The sequence below is a fragment of the Paenibacillus sp. NPDC058898 genome, assembly GCF_049316025.1.
GTDB lineage: Bacteria > Bacillota > Bacilli > Paenibacillales > Paenibacillaceae > Paenibacillus_AQ.
The window spans coordinates 273,223-292,618 of the sequence record NZ_JBMOSM010000001.1; the positions used below are offsets into that span (position 1 = coordinate 273,223).

Genomic DNA, 19,396 nt, shown 5'->3' on the forward strand with positions numbered 1-19,396 from the left:
ATTATAATATTCTTACTCATATTAAAAGCTTGGGATCTAAAAGAGATCTCCAAGCTTTTTTAGTATCTATTCGCAATGTCCCTGATTCGAACCGGGTTTTTATTCGCTTATCAATTCCAGCTTGGTCAGCCTTTTGTGGTATACAATGCGAGACAGTCCAACGCTAATTTCATATAGAAGCAACAGGGGTACAATGACGAGAATGTCCGACACGATATCCGGCGGTGTAATGGTAACAGCTGCTATCGTCAGCAGCAAGTAGGCAATTTTCCGCATTTTAGCTAAGCGGAGCGGATTCAGGATGCCAATCGAGGTCAAGAACATGATAACGACGGGCATTTCGAACAGCACACCGAACGGTACGGTCATATGCACCATAAAACGGAAGTATCTCTCAGCTGTATAAGCTGTTATGAAATGATGCGACAGCGAATCCAGAAAGGACAGGACCATGGGGTAAATGACAAAGTAACCAAAAGCCAACCCCAATAAAAAAAGGGCTCCGATCGCGGGGATATACGCCAGAGAAGCACGCCGCTCAATGGTGCTTAAGCCGGGTACGACGAAACGCCATACCTGAAATCCGGCAACAGGCATCGTCACCGCCAGAGCTATAACGCCTGCAATCATGAAGTATACCCAAATCACGTCCGTTGGTCCCAATACTTGAAGCTGACCCTCCACGTCTCGAGTCAACATTTCATATAGGGGTTCAACATACAGAAAAGCGGCACAAAGGGCTACCAAAAAGGTGCCCAATGTGATGAGAATCCGCTTGCGGAGCTCTGTTAAGTGCTCCAATATATGCTGCTCCTGTTCTTGTGCCTGCTCGTGCTCGGTCATTTCAATTTATCTCCATCATGGATATCTTCGCTCGAAACCAGTTCACGCGTTGAGTTTTTGAACTCGCTCAGTGTACGACCGAAGGCACGGCCCAGTTCAGGCAGCTTCGAAGGACCGAAAATAATTAAGGCGATCAACAGAATGAGGATCAGCCCTGTCACACCGATATTTCCTAGAGGCATATGATCAACTCCTTTACCTATTTTTTATCCGATGTCATTTGCAGCAGCTTTGTAATATCTCTGGCGATCGACTCGTCGCGCGGCGCACCATGCAGCTTCGAGGCAATTCGGTCGATCAGCTCAGGAGCTTGAGGATTCGTTACCGTTAGAATTTGCACTTCTTCGTTAAACATGCTTTTCACTTGCTCTTTGGCTTGCGACATATTATCGTTGTCCGCAGGCTTGGCCCCGATCACACCTTGGTTTGGTTCACCTTTACCCGACATTCCTTGCGTCTGACTTAAAACCTTTTGCTGCATGTTGTCATATTGGTTAGAAGAAACGCGTGATTCTGCACGTGCCAGAATAATCGTGTCATTCAGGACAAAGGCTTTGACTCCTTCAATGCCTGAACTTGCGAGTCTTGACTGGACATGGGAAGAGACACCGCCTTCATGCAGGCTGGAAGAGCCGATCATGCTGTACACGGACATGCCCATACCGCTTGTGGTTTTCCCGTGGACATTGGTCGTTTCGGTCTTGGGCCCATGATAGCTTGGGATCACATCGGTACTGTGCAAGTGTACGGCATCCGCATTACGCTGTTCCATGGATTGCGCATTTTGTTGATTGTCGTTTTGATTTAAGCAGGCTGTTAAAGAAAGAAGCAGTGCTGAGCCCAATATTGGACCTCTCCACTTGCTCCACAATTGATTCATGAGCATTCGCCTCCATATCATTAGTGTTTTTATCATGCCCGGATGGAGAATAATGTATGAATGAAATTTTGATGGGGACAATACCCATTATTCCAAATGATAAAGAGTAGGGGGGCTGAGAGTTTGAGCGAACAAGACGAACAACAAACCAAACCATCGAAGTCTGGCAGCTCACAGACGATGTCACGGCGAAAGTTTCTGAGAAACTCCGGGTATGCCGTGGGAGGTGTTGTGCTGGGCGGGGTACTCGGTTATCTGCTGCCGAAGCGGGCAACTCAGCCTGCAGTGCCAGCTCCTGAGACGAATGAAAACAACTACAATCAAGCATTAATGTTCTTCAACCAGGAACAATACCGGATCACGGAAGCAGCCGTAGAGCGTATATTTCCTGCGGATGACAATGGTCCTGGCGCCAAAGAACTTGGCGCTGCATTCTTCATCGACCACCAGTTGGCCGGTGATTGGGGTTTTAATGCAAGAGACTACATGCAGCCGCCTTTTTATGTTGGAGAGAAAACGCAAGGTTATCAGGGACGATTAAGAAGACGAGAGATTTTCTACATTGGGCTGCGCGAAATTCAGAACTACAGCCAAAAAAATTATCAGAAAGATTTCCCGAGCCTGTCGCCAGAGGAACAGGATGCCGTGTTAACAGCCTTTCAGAACGATGAGGTCAAATTGACAACGATCTCAGCCAGCGGGTTCTTCAACCTGCTCCGCAGCAGCACATTAGAAGGTGTTTACAGTGATCCGCTATATGGTGGCAATAAAAATATGCAGGGTTGGGCGATGCGGCAATATCCGGGTAACCAAATGGCTTACACGAATATTATTGAGAAGAATTTTACCGTCATCCCGCCTAAGAGTTTAAAAGATCACCTATAACGGCTCACGATTAGCGAGAGGAGTATAGATATGGCTAAAAAATTACCTAAAACGGATGTTGTCATCATTGGCGTCGGTTGGGCTGGCGGCATTATCGCTTCGGAACTGACCAAGAACGGTTTATCCGTTGTCGGATTGGAGCGCGGTAAAGAAAGAGTGACGGAAGACTATTACATGGCTCACGATGAACTCCGTTATGCGCTTCGGTACGATTTAATGCAGGACCTCTCCAAAGAAACGATTACATTTCGAAGCACTGAAAAAATACGTGCGCTTCCAATGAGGCAATATGGCTCGTTCTTGTTAGGCGAGGGATTGGGAGGAGCCGGGGTGCACTGGAACGGGCAAACATTCCGTTTCTTGCCTTACGATTTTAAAATTCGGAGCATGACGGAAGAACGATATGGGAAAGATAAAATACCGCCGGAAATGATGATCCAGGACTGGGGTATAACCTATGATCAGCTTGAGCCGTTCTTTGATAAGTTTGAGAAGACGACCGGCATCTCCGGCGAGGAAAATCCCTTGGCAGGGAAACGTTCGAATCCTTACCCAACACCGCCTATGCTTCACACGCCATCCATGAAGATGTTCACAGAAGCGGCGAAAAAACTGAAGCTCAATCCCTATACGGTGCCTTCAGCCAATCTGTCGGAAAGCTATACGAATCCGGATGGCATTGCCCGTGCAGGTTGTCAGTATTGTGGGTATTGCGAGCGGTTTGGGTGTGAATACGGGGCGAAAGCGGATCCGGTCGTTACCGTGATTCCTGTTGCCAAAAAAACCGGAAAGTTCGAAATCCGGACGCATTCCTATGTAAGACGAATCCTGCATACGGGAGGTAAGGCAACGGGTGTCATGTACACGGATCTAACGACGGGAGAGGAAATCGAACAGCCAGCGGATATCGTCGTTTCAACGGGGTATGTATTTAATAATACTCGTTTGATGCTTCTCTCTAAGATCGGTAAACCGTACGACTCGTCCAGCGGAACAGGTGTGATTGGCAAAAACTATGCTTATCAGGTCATCAAGGGGAACGCCGCCGGATTTTTTGAGGATCAATTCAATCTGTTTGCCGGAGCGGGAAGCTTAGGAATGGGCTTGGACGATTATAACGGCGACAATTTTGATCACTCGGATCTGAAGTTCATACATGGGGGGAACATCGCCCATACGGTAACAGGACAAAGACCCATTCAGAACAATCCTGTTCCGGAGGATACACCGCGTTGGGGAAAAGAGTTTAAGGCGAATTCCTTGAAGTATGCAAACAGCGTGCTGTCCGTGGGCTCCCAAGGATCTTCTATGCCTTATCGGCATCACTACCTAGACTTGGATCCCACTTACAAGGATGCATACGGAGATCCGTTGATTCGAATCACGTTCGATTTCGAAGAGCAGGACCGTCAGTTGGCGAGGTATCTCTCTGATCGCTGCGCGGAGATCCTGCAGGAGATGGGGGCCCAGAATATTATGAAGTTGAAGGAACTGGGACCTTACGAAATAACGACATACCAATCGACTCATAATACCGGTGGGGTTATTATGGGTGAGAATCCTGGCAATTCAGCCATCAACAACTACATGCAAATGTGGGATATGGAAAATTTGTTTGTCGTGGGTGCATCCGCTTTCCCGCATAATAGCGGCTATAATCCGACAGGTACGGTCGGCGCTCTTGCGTATCGCGCAGCGGACGGAATCCTCGAATACAGCAAAAAGGGCGGGTTGCTCGTATAACTTGCATTTTACAAAAGGAGGTAGTTTCAAACATGTTCAAAAAAGGGTTGCTGTTTGTCATGCTTTTGTCAGCTTTTGCTTTTGGTGTGGTGGCATGTGGAGGTAAAAACACATCAGAGCCTGCCCCAACAGAAAACGGCGGACAAGCTCCACAGGAAGGTACAACCGGCGGGGATGCGACGAATGCAGAAGCAACCTCGCTCTACAATGCAAACTGCATGGCTTGCCACGCGACGGACTTAAGCGGAGGTGGGAATTTTCCAAACCTGCAAAATGTAGGGGCCAAATACGATGCCAGCCAAATCTCAGCCATCATCACGAATGGCCGAAATGGAATGCCGGCATTCCAAGGCAAGCTCTCCGCTGACGAAATTAATGTGTTATCTGAATGGTTGTCCGCCAAAAAGTAAGGTGAATAGAATATGAAATAATGAGGACCCTCATGCTACAATGCAGATATCGCATTGTTATCATGGGGGTTCTTCATATGTACGGAAGATTGGGAACACTTTTTAAGAGGGGGACTGTGAAGCCATGACAGAGACGTTCGTATCCTCCTATAGCACTTGTTCGCTAAAGTGCCAAACGGTGGTTTTCTTTTTTGCCGGTGTCCTGACCTATCGAAATAATTTTGAAGACGCTGCAAGCGAGATTGCTCTTAGATATCCAAATGCCAAAATTGTAGTGATCTTTCCGTATGGGATGGCAAACGGCATAGCGGGTTCCTCGTTAATCCATCTGCTAGCCCGGCAGCTTACTCAAGTTGGCTATGACTTGGTTCGCGAGCAGTCTCGCCGGGTAGTGAACGCTGGGCAGATCATCCGCAAGCATGCAGCAGATACGGATCAGCTGATCCTGATCGGGTACAGCGCTGGAGGCGTGGTCGCCTACAAGGCAGGGCTTTATTTGGAGGAGAAGTACGACTTTCGGGGTATCCATGTATTTGCTGTGGGGTGTCCAAAGTTTTATTTGAAGGACATCCCTTACAATGAACGGTTTACATATATTACGGGCCAGAATCCGGACAGGATCACTAGAATTGGCGGTTGGCGCAAGCCGGGTTCCAGGGTGTACCGGGGAAGTCCGGGGCGCGAGATTCAACTGGATTTTAATCCGGACCATCAGGGATGGCGGTTTCATGCTTCTTATTTTCTGAAATCGGTATGGATGGATTCAAACGAAGCGTTCCATACCAATTCAGTAGATCTGGTTTCCAAAATCCACGAGTTGTACCCTGGAAACTAAATATTACATAAAAAATATTATGTAAACTATTAGAATTCTTGTGAAATATAAAACTAGTAGCTAACAGTATTGGCAACGTCATATAAGGTTATACTTGACTCTTTGGTTTATAATCTCTCAAACGGTTGATATTGGAATAGTTCGATGATACTATAGAACTATATTTCATAAGCCTTAAGGGGGAAAAATGTAACAGTGGAGAAAAAAAAGTCGAAGTTTAAAAAGATTTTGCTAATAATTGTGGGGGTTCTTGTCGTTCTTTTTGTCATTGGCAGATTATCCGACAATTCCTCATCCGATCCAGGTAACGGCACAACAGCGAAGAGTGCAAGTGCTGGCAAGACTGATGATCATGAAGCCAAATTTGACGAAGCACAGGATTTATTCAAAAATGGAAACTATGTTCAAGCCAATGTAGTAGTCGACGAAGCTATTAAAGCTGAAAAAAAGGATGAATATACGAAACTGAAAACCGACATAGAGTCTAAGATCAAGAATCGGAAAACGGAACTGGAGTCCAAATTTGAAATTAAAGAAGATAAAGTCGAAAATATTACCTTTATCTCACCATCCGCGGGTGTTACCAAAGGCTTGAGCTTCTATCCTTACATCGGCGTAAAGGATTCCAAAAAATACATGATCTTACGAGTTGGGTATCAGGAGGACGCAAAAAAAGCCTTATTTGTTTTTACCAAAGTGAAGGTCCGTGCAGGAGACAAATTGCAGGAGCTTGATTTCAACCCGATGGATAAAGTGAATGATGTGGATCTTTTTGGTTCCGGAATGACAGAAATAGTGGATATAAATGTAGATAAAAAAATGGAAGACCTACTTGGTAACGTGATTCCAGCAAATGATGAAATCATTGTACGATTTGAGGATATATCCAATAAATCGACAGACTACACTTTAACCAAGAATCAGAAGCAAACGATAGCGGATATTATCGAATATTACAATTACTTGGATTAGTTTGCACTACTAACTGTTGTCTGTGTACTCATAACATACGTTCCAAAGAGCCGAATTCCCTTAAAGGAATTCGGCTCTTTGTTGTTTACGGCCGTATATCCGCCTGATGATTTTTACGGAATTTCAGGGGAGAGAGACCGATTATGCTTTTAAACGTGCGGCCGAAATGGGTGGAGTTGTCGAAGCCGACGCTTTCGGCGATTTCGGAAACTTGTAAATGGGATTCTTTCAACAAATGACACGCTTGCTTGATCCGTACGTGATTCACATACTCGATCAGGGTAAACCCTGTTGATTCCTTGAAGGTTCGACTAAGATGGGAGGGACTTACATGGAATCGGCTGGTGAGTTCCTCTAATGTCAGGCGCTGATCGTAGTGGTGATTGATAAAGTGGGCAATATGGGAAATACGCTGATGAACTTGGTTGGTTGAGGCATTTATGTATTGACGGCCGCTGTTTAGAATGCGGTGGATGAACACCAAAAGCTCGGACAACAGGATTTTGAGATAGAAATTCGACTCCGGAAATCCGTTTGCCGATTCGGCGGCCATCTTCGCAAAAATCCCTTCGACATACCCCTGCTCCTGACCCTTTAACCGGATGGAGCCGGAACCTGTTTGGAAAGGGGAGAGAGGATGAAAAGACGAATCCTCGGTCAACAACCCACCTAAGAAATCTTCTTGGAAGAGCAGGGTCACCCTTTCAAATGGCGCACCGTTAGGATTGATCAGACGATGTCCGTCATTCTTACGAATGAGCAGCATGGAACCGCCCACAAGCTGAAACGGCTGACTTCCAATACAATAATGCAGCTCGCCAGAGACAATATACAGAATTTCATAAGCGTCGTGATAGTGGAATGAAGGAATACTCGATCGGGATTTGCTCTCTCGACTGATATAAAAGGGATCGGAGCAAAAAAAGTTGATGTCAAATCACCTCTCACGAAAATCCAGCTATGTCATGATGTCCTCATTGTACCCGAAGCCGATTGAATTGTTAATCAAAATAACAGCAATATATGTTGAAAAGGGCCATTTTTAAATAAGATTCCGCGAGAATCCTGAGAAAACATCGGATATATTCAAGAAGGCGGGATTCATATCGAATCCTCAAGCCAAACCGTTCATGTTGAACGGGAAAGGGGTGCAAAGCATGCGAATCAAGAAGAAAAGAGGAAGGAATCCGCAAAAAATGTTCTTATTGTTTTTAGCATTATTGTTGATCCCCTGGACATTGCCGGCAAATTCATATGCCGACTCCGTGACGGGTAAGCCCGAGCTAGCCTCCGGTGGGTCGGGGAAAGCGGCCGAGGCCTTAATCGCCGAATGGGTCTTCAAGAACAAGGGAGAAGGAGGCATCCATCCTGCAACCGGAGGGCTCAACAAGTCTTCCTCCAATCTGCAACAGGTCGGAGGATATTTTGAATACTACGACAGTAAAGCCCAAGATATTAGCTACCAGGGCTGGGATAACGGCCAGGGCAAGAAATATTGGTTGGCCATGGTTTCTACCTCAGCCTACAAGAATATCAAATTATCTTCGGAGCAAAGCTCTTCGGGTTCCGCTCCTAACGATTTCAAAGTACAGGTAAGTACCGACCGAACGGTATGGACAGACGTCCCGGGAGGCACGGTTCAGATGAATATCGTTTCAAGTTACAATTGTCCGAATCAATCCTGCATACTTAATAACGTCTCCCTGCCGAATGCAGACGATAAGCAAATGCTGTATATTCGCTGGGTGGTTAACTCTAATAAGCCAACCAACCCTAAAGATAATCCGAAAGGCATTGGATCGGGAGGTTCCAGTAAAATCCGGAACATTCGCGTAACCGGAGAACCGATTTCCGGAACAACGCCTGAACAGCCTACCATCGACGTATCCTATGTACCGGAGCAAGGTGCGGAAAAGGTTGCCGTGACCACGCCGATTGAGGTTAAGTTTAATAAACCGATCACGGTAACGGCCAAACAGGACATCACGGTTCGGGATGGCGAGAATCAGCCTGTTCCAAGCCTTGCCGTCGAAGTTATAAACCAAACGACCTTGCGCATGGGGCATGGCGGATTAGGTCAAGGGAAAAGCTACAGGGTTACCATTCCCCAAACCGCGGTCCAAGGAAAAGACGGCTCTCCCCTGATTCGAAATATCGAATGGAGCTTTACGACTGTAGGAGCAGTCTCTCAGCCGAAACTCATTAACATGACCTTGAACGGCGATCCTAAAACAAGCATGGCTTTCGCTTGGTACACGGATACCTCGGCCGGAACGAAAGTCCAGGTAGCCGAATCAACGGGAACCGGTAACGTGTTTCCGAAAGAGGGTGTTCTTGAATTCACCGGAACTTCCGAGGAGATTTCGACTTATATGACTAAGAGTGACAGAACGACGGGTAAGAAGAAAAAGTTTTTCAGCCATAAAGCAAGCGCGAATGGATTAAAGCCGGGAACCGATTATGTATTCAGAGTAGGCGACGGTTCGATTTGGAGCTCCGTGGGATCGTTTAAAACCGATACAGCGACACCGCAGCCATATCGCTTTATCGTGGGAGCCGATTCTCAGGCCTCGAGCAAATCAGGCTTTGAACCATGGGCAGATACCTTCAAGAAAGCTTACGAACATATTGGTAACCCCAAATTTCTGATCAATGCCGGCGATCTGGTTGATAATGGCGACCTGGAAGAGCAGTGGCAGTGGATGCTCGGGCTCGCGCAGGAGCATCTGATGAAAGTGCCATTTGTACCCGTACTGGGCGGACACGAAGTATCGGATTGGGACGGGGATGCCACAACGCCGAATAATAACTTTTACAACCATTTCAATCTGCCACGGAAAGTGGTGGATGCGACACATGATGGCTCGGTCTATTCTTTTGAATACGGCGACGCGCTTTACATGGTGTACAACTCGCAGTTTGACGGCAAGCTGAACGAAGACGGCTCCGTCGACTGGGATGATGATCAGCACGAACAGTTTTGGAACCAGATTGATTGGATGCGGAATACGGTGGCGAAGACCGACAAGAAGTGGAAATTCGTGACGCTTCACAAAGCGCCTTATGCAGCTGGCGATAATTCCGCGCAATGGGAAGGAGATCGCGTTAAATTTTACAGGAAAAATCTGATTCCTGTTTTTGACGAGCTCGGCATCGATATGGTGTTTGAGGCTCACGATCATATGTATATGCGTTCCTTCCAAATGTACGGGGACAAGGTCATCGATCCAAAAAAACTGGAAAAAGACGAAGCAGGCAACGTCGTCAATCCTCAAGGAACGGTGTATCTGATGTCCAATGCGTTTGGAAACAAATTTTATTACAAGAATGAACCGTATGACGACTATTTCGCAGCGATTAATAACCAGCCAAAGAAAAAAATGTTTACGGATGTGTCGGTTGCAGATCAAATTCTGAAATTCGATGCCTATACGGCCGCTGTTGAAGATGAAGGAAAGAGCGGATACGGGAAAAATGGGCTGAAGGTGTACGATCATTACGGTATTAAACGAACAGACACCAAACCGGATCCGGTGGAGGGAGCACAGGTTAAACTCCAAGGTACCAAAGCTACGTTGACCTGGAAGGCGCCGTCCTCAAGTAAAGAGCAGGTAAGAGGATTTCGTATTTACGAAAAGGATGACAAGATCAGCAAGCATTGGAGCCTCTATGTGCCAGTGAAGTCGGGAACGTCGCAGTACAGTGTTGTTATCGACAAATTGAATCCGGATATCCAATATAATCTGGTGATCAAGTCTGTTGGCAGAAGAGACAATTCCAGCCCAGTCACGGTAAGCACCTCGAATCAGACCGAGGGGAATGAGCCTCCATCCGCTTTGGATGGTTTGGCGGGCAAAGGCGTGTCTCCTTTCCAAATTGACCTGACCTGGAGAGCGCCATCCGGCAAGGCGCCGGATCGTTATCATGTTTACCGCAACGATAGTCACGTTGGAACAACCAAGGAAATAACATATACCGATACCGGGCTGACGCCTGACACGGAATATCGGTACAAGGTGACGGCCGTTACCGCGGAAGGAGTCGAATCGCTGCCGTCTGAAGAAATCCGCTTGAAAACGATGTCTTCTTCACAAGGCACCGGGCCTTACAAGCCGTTTCCGCAGCATACGGCCTACACCTCCGGCTCGATCAAGCCAAATCATATGCAACAAGCGCAACTGGATGCAACCGTTGCCCGGCTGTATGATGAGTGGAAGCAGAAATACTTGAAAAAGAAGCCGTATCTTCAATCTACGGAGCCGGATCAGTACTACGTCTGGTATGCCGACGGGGACTGGTTCCAAGAAGAGTTTGACAAGGAGCTTAATGTCAAGTATCAAGCGATGACCGTTTCGGAAGCGCACGGATACGGGATGCTGATCACCGCACATATGGCGGGCCATGATCCTAAAGCTAAGGCTTATTTTGACGGACTATATCGATATTTCAGAGCACATCCAAGTAAGATCAACCCGGACCTTATGGCTTGGAAGCAGGGCGATACAGGTCAGGCCGTCGTGGATGTCAGCGGCGTGGATTCGGCCACGGACGGTGATATGGATATCGCATATGCGTTGCTCCTTGCGGATCGCCAGTGGGGAAGCGATGGTGAGATCAATTACTTGGCCGAAGCCAAAAAAGTAATTGACGCGATCATGAAGAGTGATGTTAATCATGCTGAGTGGACATTGAAGCTTGCAGATTGGGTAAGCGACGACGATGCTAAATATGGCAGTGCTACGCGTCCTTCCGATTTTATGCTTCAGCATTTGAAAGACTTCAAAAACGCGAGCGGAGACGCCAATTGGGACCGCGTCATCGACAAAACCTATTCAATCAGTGAGGGATTATACAAAAAGTACAGTCCGAATGCGGGGCTGCTGCCTGACTTTGTGGTGAAGAAAAACGGCAGCTATGCTCCGGCAGATTCAACATTCCTGGAGTCTGAAACGGACGGGGACTATAGTTATAACTCTTCACGTATTCCTTGGCGGATCGGTACGGACGCTCTCATGACAGGGGAAACTCGTGCCAAGGAGCAGCTAAATAAAATGACGTCATGGATTCGCCAAGTGACCGGGGATGATCCAAGTAAAATATATGGTGGTTACAAGCTGGATGGATCAAAAGCGCTCGTGGATTATACGGATACTTCATTTTCTGCGCCGATGATGGTCAGCGCCATGATAAATCCGGCGAATCAGGAGTGGCTCAACCGATTATGGGACCACAATGCCTCCATCTCCACGAATGATGATGTGTACTTTGGGAATACGCTGCGTCTCCTAAGCATGATTGTCGTTTCGGGTAACTGGTGGTCACCGACCATCGCGGATACCGAAGCGCCGATGCAGCCAACCATCGAAGAAGCGGTAGCCGTATCCGATTCATCGGTGGAATTGAAGTGGACTCCTTCATTCGATAATGCGGGCATTGCAGAGTATAAGGTTTATCGGAATAATACCGTCATTGGAACGTCGAATACGACGGATTATAAGGATAGCGGCTTGACGCCAAATACAATGTATCAATATTTTATCGTTGCGTACGATACTTCCGGTAACATGTCCAAAATCAGCAATGTCAGAATCGTCTCAACTGGGAAGCAATAAATGTAATGCGATGATGATCAAACAATGAAGTACTGTCCGTCACTGAAGCAGTGATGGTATGAGCTAGCAATAATCATAACGAATGAATAAAGAGCCCGGGACCTCCCCGGGCTCTTTATGATCCGCTCCAGGAACAACCTATTTACCGTTTATTAAAGAATATGAGGCATTAGAGCTCTCGTACTTCCTCATTCACTTTGCGAATTTCTTAAGTTGTTTCCTTAGCAGAAAAGGTTATACTTATCAATAGGTTTATTTGAAAGTCATCAGGGGGATATGTGAATGGCAAAACAGGATGAAGTTTCATTACAGAAGAAATTGAGGCCAAGGCATATCAGCTTTATGGCGATGGGCGGTGTAATCGGCACCGGGATATTTAAAGGAAGTGCCGAGACGATCAGTCTCGCCGGTCCGGGCGTTATTTTCTCTTATATCTTTGCGGGACTGCTTCTTCTGGTCGTTATGGGAGCGATGACGGAAATGGCTACGGTGTATCCGGGCCGCAATATGAAGGATTTTGTTCGCGAAGCCTTTGGTAAGCGGGTTTCTTTTGTCATGGGCTGGATGTATTGTTTCATGTGGCTGTCGGTATGCGTGATTGAAGTGATTGCGGCAGGCAGCTTTCTGCAATACTGGTTTCCGGAGGTTCCGCTGTGGCTGCTGAGCCTAGCAAGTGCGGCACTCATTATTTTAATCAATATGATGAGTGTTGGAAGTTTTGGCGAAGTGGAATTCTGGCTTGCCGGAATAAAAATCGCCATGATTATTAGTTTTATTGTGCTGGGAAGTTTTCTGATGTTTGGCATTATTCCGAGTTCGGACACCCCGTACCTTCAAAATTTCACTGCTCACGGCGGGTTTTTGCCAAACGGATGGTTTGCCATATTCTCAGCTCTGCTTGTCGTCACCTTTTCGTATGGAGGCTCCGAGCTGATAGGTCTCACATTAACCGAGACCGAGAATGCGGAGAAAATCCTGCCTAAAGTTGTACGCAACTTTATTTTAAGGGTGATTTTGTTCTTTACGCTGCCGCTCCTGATTATTTGCGGATTGATTCCATGGAACCAGCTGGGGGGAGAGTCAAGTCCTTTCGTGCAAGTGTTGTCCGCTACGGGATTGCAGGGAGCCGCCCACATCATGAATTTCATATTGGTAACGGCCGTACTGTCTGCAGCTAACTCCGGCATTTATGGTGCGACGCGCATGATCTATTCCATGGCTGCTGCCGGGGAGGCTCCAAGGAGCCTGGCTAAGACCACGAGCAAAGGCATTCCGCTCAATACGTTGAAACTCTGCGCAATCATACTATTAGCGGGTTCCTTGCTTGGATTGATCGCGCAGGACCAACTGTTTCGGGTTCTGATGGCGGTTCCGGGCTTCGTTGTGGTGCTGGTATGGATCTGTATTTGTTTCTCCCAGCTGAAGCTTCGCAAAGCTTATCCGGTGCAGCCTAGCTTTAAGGTATGGGGCTTCCCCTATGTAACTGCGTTTACTGCGCTTTGTCTATCGGTGATCACGATCCTCTTCCTCATCGATGGACAGAATCGGGTCAGCATCAGCGTATGTCTGTCCGTTCTTCTGTTATTGGTTGTCTGGTCCATCATGAAATTCAAAAAAGAGGCAGAAACGCATAACTGAGTGGATGTCGGGCTTTAACTTAACGGAAATCGGACAAGCCGGAAAATGTGTCGTGATCCGGTTGTGAGCCGCAGTACCGCAATCAAGAAAAACTGAATGTACGAAAGACAAGGCGGCAGAGGAATCAATCCTCTGTCGCCTTTTATATTCGAAGTGGCAGACATTCTGTCAGGTGTCGACCAAGCAAAAACCGAAGTCATGTTGGATGGAAAAGCACTCACCGCTTTAACAGATATTCCTTTATGCAAACTTGAGCTGGGTACACATACGTTTACGGTAAAAGCTATTGATTTAGCAGGGAATACATCTACAAAATCTGTAGATTTTCAAGTGAAAACAAGTTATGCCGCTCTAGAGGAACTGGTTCAACGTTTCGCAGACGAGGGCACAATTAACAACAAAGGGATTGCTAACAGTCTGCTGAAAAAATTGCAAAATCAAAATCTACGCAGCTTCATTTCAGAAGTCCATGCACAAACAAGAAATCATATCTCCGCCGAAGTTGCTGAATATTTGTTGCGTGATGCGGCGATGCTCCTTAACCCAGGGCAGATTGTTAATTAACTGAAACGAAATGGAATCAGCGGCTGTTTCTACGGAATCAGCCGCTGATTTGTGCAGGGAAGAAAGCATTCGAGGTGCATTCCATGATAATTCCGGGTATGATGATTAGGTAGTATGGGAGTGATTCATTATACTTATAGTAAAATGGTTACTTCAATATGAGATGGGAAAGAGGGAACGGATGCCTACTATACTGGTTGCTGACGATGATGCGAACATTCGCGAACTCGTCTGTTTATTTCTAAGGAACGACGGATTCACAACGGCGGAGGCCGCGGACGGCAAGGAAGCAATGAACGTCTATGCCTCAACGCATGTTGATCTTGTCGTGCTCGATATTATGATGCCGAATATGGATGGCTGGACGTTGTGCAAAGAGCTCCGAAGAGTTAATCCTGATCTTCCGATACTTATGCTGACAGCGAGAGGCGAAACATGGGAGAAGGTAAAAGGATTCGAACTTGGAACAGACGATTACCTGACCAAACCTTTCGATCCATTGGAGTTAACGGTGCGTGTGAGAGCATTACTTAAACGATACCGGATCGGCTCTACACAGACGATTCAGTTAGGAAGCGTTACACTTGATCGGCAAACCTATAAGGTGATGAGAGGAACAGAGGCGCTCACGCTGCCGCTCAAGGAGTTCGAATTGCTGTATAAGCTTGCTGGTACACCCGGACAAGTCTATACGCGCGAACAATTGATCGATCAAATTTGGGGGATTGATTATGCTGGAGATGATCGAACCGTAGATGTACATATCAAACGCTTGCGCGAACGGTTTGCGGCTACATCTGATTTTCGGATCGAAACGGTTCGTGGACTTGGCTACCGGCTTGAGGTTTACGAATGATTAAGTCTTTATATATCCGTGTGGTCCTGACATTTCTAGTCTCCGTCATTGCGGGCACGATCATTTCTTTTTTTATGTCCACTTGGATATTCGAAGATAAATTGAACCAAAACGCTCAAATCAACTTGCGCAACTTTGGACAAGACATCGTGCAGATTTACAAGACCCTGCCGTTAAGTGAAGCGGACTCGTTCGTAAGTGGAATGAAGCAGCTCGATTCTTATCATATTCGGATTTACGAAGCAACGGGAGAGTTCCAGTCTTACGGTAAACTTAACGGACACAAACCTGCTACGGTGACGATGGAGCAGTTAAAGAAAGTCATCGATGGAGGCGTTGTTCAAGACACGCCGAATGGTATTGCTACGGTTCTCTTAGGGTTGCCTTTAAAAACGGAAACGGGAACGAAAGCGATGTTTTTGGAAACGCTCGCCCCCCCTTCTTCCTCTTTTGTCGCTAAGTGGGGATTGATCTTTGCAACCTGCTCGTTGATTGCAGGAAGCTTATTGATTCTCATTGCCTCTGTATTCCTGGTCAGACCGATCAAAAAGCTAACAAAAGCCACTAAGCGTATTGCAGCTGGAGATTTCAACGTCAAGCTGAATATTAAGCAAACGAGTGAGTTGGGTACGTTGGCTCGCAGTTTCGAAGACATGATGCATGATCTGCAGCAACTTGAGCAGATGCGCAGGGAGTTCGTAACGAACGTGTCGCACGAGGTACAGTCCCCGCTCACCTCGATATCCGGTTATGCTCAAGCGCTCAAGCAAGTGGACCTGTCCGATCAAGAACGAAGCCGGTATCTCGATATTATCATCGCTGAAGCGAAGCGGATGTCCACCATGAGTGATAGCCTACTCAAGCTGAGTATGCTTGAATCGCAGTCACAGCAGCTGCGGCTCGTCACAGTCAGTCTTGATGAACAGATTAGGCGAGTCATCGTCGCGCTCCAACCGCAATGGTCAGCTCGCAACATTCATTTTGAGCTTGATTTACAGAACGTTAAAGTAACGGCTGATCATGACCAGTTGAATCAGGTATGGACGAATATCCTCGGCAATAGCATCAAATTCTCCAAGAATGGCGGCTTGATTAACGTCAGCATCAACCAAGATATCAAAAACGTGACCGTCCGAATATCCGACACGGGCATCGGTATTCCCCTGGAAGATCAGAAGCGTATATTCGAGCGTTTTTTCAAGGCCGATCGTTCCCATAGTCGTAAGTATGGCGGCAGCGGTATGGGTCTTGCCATCGTGAAGAAGATCGTATCGCTGCATCAAGGTGACGTCCGAGTGGAAAGTGAACCCGGTCAAGGAACGACCTTTATTGTTACGTTACCAATCACTACACCAACCGATAGTTAGATTCACAGAAAGTCTATCCAATTATTGAAGATTAAAATTTTCGGAATTAACCTTCTCCATGCTGCGGCTCACGTACAAGCTCTCTTGTATGTGACCGTAGCATTTTTTTGCTTGTTCATACTCCGTTCATATTGACGTCACGGGGAGTACATTTTCATTGGTTAAGATTTCATTAGTAGCAAAGAAGAAAACTCAACAAACAGTTCAAGACAGGAGAAGATGAGAGTGACAAAACCAGAGGAAAAGAAAGCGAAGAATGGATCGAGGGCCAAAAAAGTACGAAACATGATACTTAAAATACTAGGAGCAATCGTAATTGCCATTGTTCTGTTTCTAGGTATTGTTTATATCACGAATGTGATCAGTAGTAATTCAGAGGCGAAAAAGATAGAGTCCTACGGCCAGCACGTATCTGTAGACGGGAAAAATATGAATGTGTTCATTCAAGGCGAAGGTAAGGAAACGGTCGTGCTTCTGCCAGGTTATGGAACAGCTGCACCAGCGCTTGATTTCAAGATGCTCATCGATGAGCTATCTCCATATTACAAAGTTGTGGCGGTCGAGCCTTTTGGTTATGGATTAAGTGATGGAACTGAAAAAGAACGAACCACAGAGAATATCGTAAGTGAAGTTCATGAAGCTCTACAGCAGCTTAACATTAATAAATACATCCTCATGGGCCACTCAATTACAGGGATTTACGGAATTGATTATGTGAACAAATTTCCGGATGAGGTAACTGCATTCGTCGGAATTGACAGCAGTGTTCCAACACAACCAGGCATGGATGTTAAATTCCCATTAAAGACGTTTGCATTTCTCAAAAAATCAGGTCTCCAAAGATTGGCTGTCAAATTTGGCAGTGACCCTTATACCGGACTCCCATTTGATGATCACACCGTTGAGCAGATGAAAATGCTGTCGAATAAAAACTCAAATAGTTCCACGATGTTGAATGAGATGGACCATATTTCTTCCAATTTCAAAGGGGCTCAAGGTTTAACCTTCCCTGAAGATCTTCCACTTCTACTCTTTGTACAAGCGGATAATCAAGATATAGAAGGATGGATACCTCTGCATGAAGGGCAGATCGAAGATTCGGTACATGGAAAAGTAATAACCATGGATGGATCCCATTATTTGCACCATACCAAATTCAAAGAAATCGCTGAGGACGTTAGAGCATTTATGAACGAAGAGAAGTAAATATCCTGTAAAAGTCTACTCGTGTGTATTAATGAATATGAAAAGCCGTCCTGGGGGACGGTTTTTCCATAGTATGTCCAATTCGGCCGATGTCCGTGATGAGAGAGAGGAATTCAAATGAGATTATTTGAAATACTTTTAGTTCTATCCTGTTTCGCTTTACTCGTAGATCTATTGTTTATGAAAAGAAGTGCAAAGAAAACAGGATGGGGTTTGTGTATAGGAAGTGGCGTTATATTCGTAGTTCAATTGTTTGTTGAGGGATACAGATGGCAGTTGCTTTTGGTATATATCATGACGGTACTATTCATACTCATCGTTTCATTAAGGCATTCAGGTAAGATGGTGAATCTAAAAATAGGAAAGCTGTTGAAATATAGTTTATCTTCCTTGATCGTCATTTTACTTGTTGTATCTACGGGCTTGTCTGTATACTTGCCAGTCTTTAATTTGCCGAAGCTTGATGGTCCAGAGAAAGTAGGTACTCAAACTCTTCACTTTACAGATCAGAACAGAGAGGAAGTCTTAACTGAAGATCAAAGTGATAAGAGGGAACTAATGGTTCAAGTTTGGTACCCTACTGAAAACAGCAATAACAACAAGCGTGACACGCTGTTTCCAAAAGATAAAGAGAGGTTCAAAAAGTATATTCAGAGCTTCTCTACTTCTTTAAAACTGCCTGAATTTGTGCTCGACTACTGGAAGTATAGTCAAACCAACTCTTATGAAAATGTAGAAATATTACCTTCTGCAAGTCCTTATCCCGTGGTACTACTATCTCATGGTATGGGAACCAGTAGAGTTCTACATGCATCACAGGCCGAGAATCTGGCCAGTCATGGTTTTATCGTGGTCACAATTGATCATACGTATAGCACCTTTGCTACCATTTTTCCGGATGGCCGTGTAACGGATTATAAAACAAAGATGACCACCGTAGAAGATCGCAGGGAAGTAGGAAATATATGGACGCAAGACGTAGAGTTTGTAATCAATCAAATTGAAAAGCTGAATTCAGGTGCAATTGAAAGTCAATTCAAAGGGAAAATCGATTTAAATAACATAGGCGTGATGGGGCATTCTTTTGGGGGTGCAACAGCGTTTAATACAACTTATTTGGATCATCGAATCAAGGCCGGGGTTAATATGGATGGGTCGTTATATGAAGTGGAAAATAGAGATGATATCAACAAGCCGTTTATGTTCATCAGATCGGGAAATTTTAAAGACTGGTTAGCCAATTTTGATAATGATAGAAATTCGGATGACGAAGTAACTAAATCTCTTTCAGATGAGCTGCACATTATGAAAAATGTTATCAATCAGGGGGGGGATGTGATTTATGTAGAAGGAACACAACACTTCAATTTCACGGACCTTCAATTCTATTCTCCGTTGATTAAACTGACTGGGATAACAGGAGATATAGATGGTAAAAGAGGTTCAAGCATAGTAAATCAATATGTACTCGATTTCTTTAACAAGCAATTGAAAGGAACGGGTGGAAATCTGATTCAGGGTCCGAGCGACAAGTATCCAGAGGTGAAATTTATAAAGCCGGAAGACCTCTAACCGAGGGCAGATC

General features: G+C 45.8%; 16 protein-coding genes. 12 read left to right on the forward strand and 4 right to left on the reverse strand.

Annotated elements, in window-relative coordinates; genetic code table 11:
* Positions 1-99 precede the first annotated feature (99 nt).
* From tatC to ACOZB4_RS01100, 3 genes are read right to left on the reverse strand one after another with little or no spacing between them, the layout of a single operon-like run.
* Positions 100-843: a twin-arginine translocase subunit TatC gene (gene tatC, locus ACOZB4_RS01090; protein WP_098744314.1), complete on the reverse strand. Its 744-nt coding sequence runs from the start codon at positions 841-843 to the stop codon at positions 100-102.
* Positions 840-1,025 (reverse strand): twin-arginine translocase TatA/TatE family subunit, encoded by a 186-nt coding sequence (gene tatA / locus ACOZB4_RS01095; protein ID WP_071221680.1) that lies wholly within the window; start codon positions 1,023-1,025, stop codon positions 840-842. The genes tatC and tatA overlap by 4 nt, the downstream gene beginning before the upstream one ends.
* Positions 1,026-1,042: 17 nt before the next feature.
* On the reverse strand, positions 1,043-1,723 hold the full coding sequence (locus tag ACOZB4_RS01100; RefSeq protein ID WP_379405203.1) for a hypothetical protein: 681 nt from the start codon (positions 1,721-1,723) through the stop codon (positions 1,043-1,045).
* A 123-nt stretch (positions 1,724-1,846) separates the two neighbouring features.
* Here ACOZB4_RS01100 and ACOZB4_RS01105 point away from each other — a divergent pair, with 123 nt between their 5' ends.
* The 5 genes from ACOZB4_RS01105 (at position 1,847) to ACOZB4_RS01125 (ending at position 6,568) form a co-directional block, all read left to right on the forward strand.
* Positions 1,847-2,608, forward strand: a complete 762-nt coding sequence (locus tag ACOZB4_RS01105; RefSeq protein WP_076323384.1) for a gluconate 2-dehydrogenase subunit 3 family protein — start codon at positions 1,847-1,849, stop codon at positions 2,606-2,608.
* Between the two features lie 30 nt (positions 2,609-2,638).
* Positions 2,639-4,351, forward strand: coding sequence for a GMC family oxidoreductase (locus ACOZB4_RS01110; RefSeq protein WP_379405206.1), 1,713 nt, complete (start codon positions 2,639-2,641; stop codon positions 4,349-4,351).
* Positions 4,352-4,383: 32 nt separating this feature from the next.
* Positions 4,384-4,761 (forward strand): c-type cytochrome, encoded by a 378-nt coding sequence (locus ACOZB4_RS01115; RefSeq protein ID WP_379405208.1) that lies wholly within the window; start codon positions 4,384-4,386, stop codon positions 4,759-4,761.
* 124 nt (positions 4,762-4,885) lie between these two features.
* Positions 4,886-5,596 carry an alpha/beta hydrolase gene (locus tag ACOZB4_RS01120; RefSeq protein WP_379405210.1) on the forward strand — a complete coding sequence of 237 codons (711 nt, stop codon included), beginning with the start codon at positions 4,886-4,888 and terminating at the stop codon, positions 5,594-5,596.
* Between the two features lie 195 nt (positions 5,597-5,791).
* Positions 5,792-6,568 (forward strand): hypothetical protein, encoded by a 777-nt coding sequence (locus ACOZB4_RS01125; protein WP_379405212.1) that lies wholly within the window; start codon positions 5,792-5,794, stop codon positions 6,566-6,568.
* Positions 6,569-6,653: 85 nt separating this feature from the next.
* On the opposite strand, the gene ACOZB4_RS01130 is transcribed toward ACOZB4_RS01125, so the two are convergent.
* Complete coding sequence (locus tag ACOZB4_RS01130) at positions 6,654-7,499, reverse strand: helix-turn-helix domain-containing protein (RefSeq protein ID WP_379405618.1); 846 nt, start codon at positions 7,497-7,499, stop codon at positions 6,654-6,656.
* Positions 7,500-7,698: 199 nt separating this feature from the next.
* On the opposite strand from ACOZB4_RS01130, the gene ACOZB4_RS01135 reads away from it, so the two are divergent.
* The 7 genes from ACOZB4_RS01135 to ACOZB4_RS01165 all read left to right on the forward strand — a co-directional run bounded on the left by ACOZB4_RS01135 (position 7,699) and on the right by ACOZB4_RS01165 (position 19,383).
* Positions 7,699-12,180, forward strand: coding sequence for a glycosyl hydrolase family 8 (locus ACOZB4_RS01135; RefSeq protein WP_422759449.1), 4,482 nt, complete (start codon positions 7,699-7,701; stop codon positions 12,178-12,180).
* 282 nt (positions 12,181-12,462) lie between these two features.
* Complete coding sequence (locus tag ACOZB4_RS01140) at positions 12,463-13,818, forward strand: amino acid permease (protein WP_379405216.1); 1,356 nt, start codon at positions 12,463-12,465, stop codon at positions 13,816-13,818.
* Between the two features lie 96 nt (positions 13,819-13,914).
* Positions 13,915-14,382: a hypothetical protein gene (locus ACOZB4_RS01145; protein WP_379405218.1), complete on the forward strand. Its 468-nt coding sequence runs from the start codon at positions 13,915-13,917 to the stop codon at positions 14,380-14,382.
* Positions 14,383-14,563: 181 nt separating this feature from the next.
* Positions 14,564-15,238 carry a response regulator transcription factor gene (locus ACOZB4_RS01150; protein ID WP_339273179.1) on the forward strand — a complete coding sequence of 225 codons (675 nt, stop codon included), beginning with the start codon at positions 14,564-14,566 and terminating at the stop codon, positions 15,236-15,238.
* Positions 15,235-16,605, forward strand: a complete 1,371-nt coding sequence (locus tag ACOZB4_RS01155) for a sensor histidine kinase (protein WP_379405219.1) — start codon at positions 15,235-15,237, stop codon at positions 16,603-16,605. Before ACOZB4_RS01150 ends, ACOZB4_RS01155 begins: the two co-directional genes overlap by 4 nt.
* Positions 16,606-16,830: 225 nt before the next feature.
* A complete protein-coding gene (locus ACOZB4_RS01160; protein ID WP_379405220.1) occupies positions 16,831-17,811 on the forward strand; it encodes an alpha/beta hydrolase in 981 nt (326 codons plus the stop codon).
* A gap of 117 nt (positions 17,812-17,928) precedes the next feature.
* Positions 17,929-19,383 (forward strand): alpha/beta hydrolase family protein, encoded by a 1,455-nt coding sequence (locus tag ACOZB4_RS01165; protein ID WP_379405222.1) that lies wholly within the window; start codon positions 17,929-17,931, stop codon positions 19,381-19,383.
* The last annotated feature ends 13 nt before the right edge of the window (positions 19,384-19,396 follow it).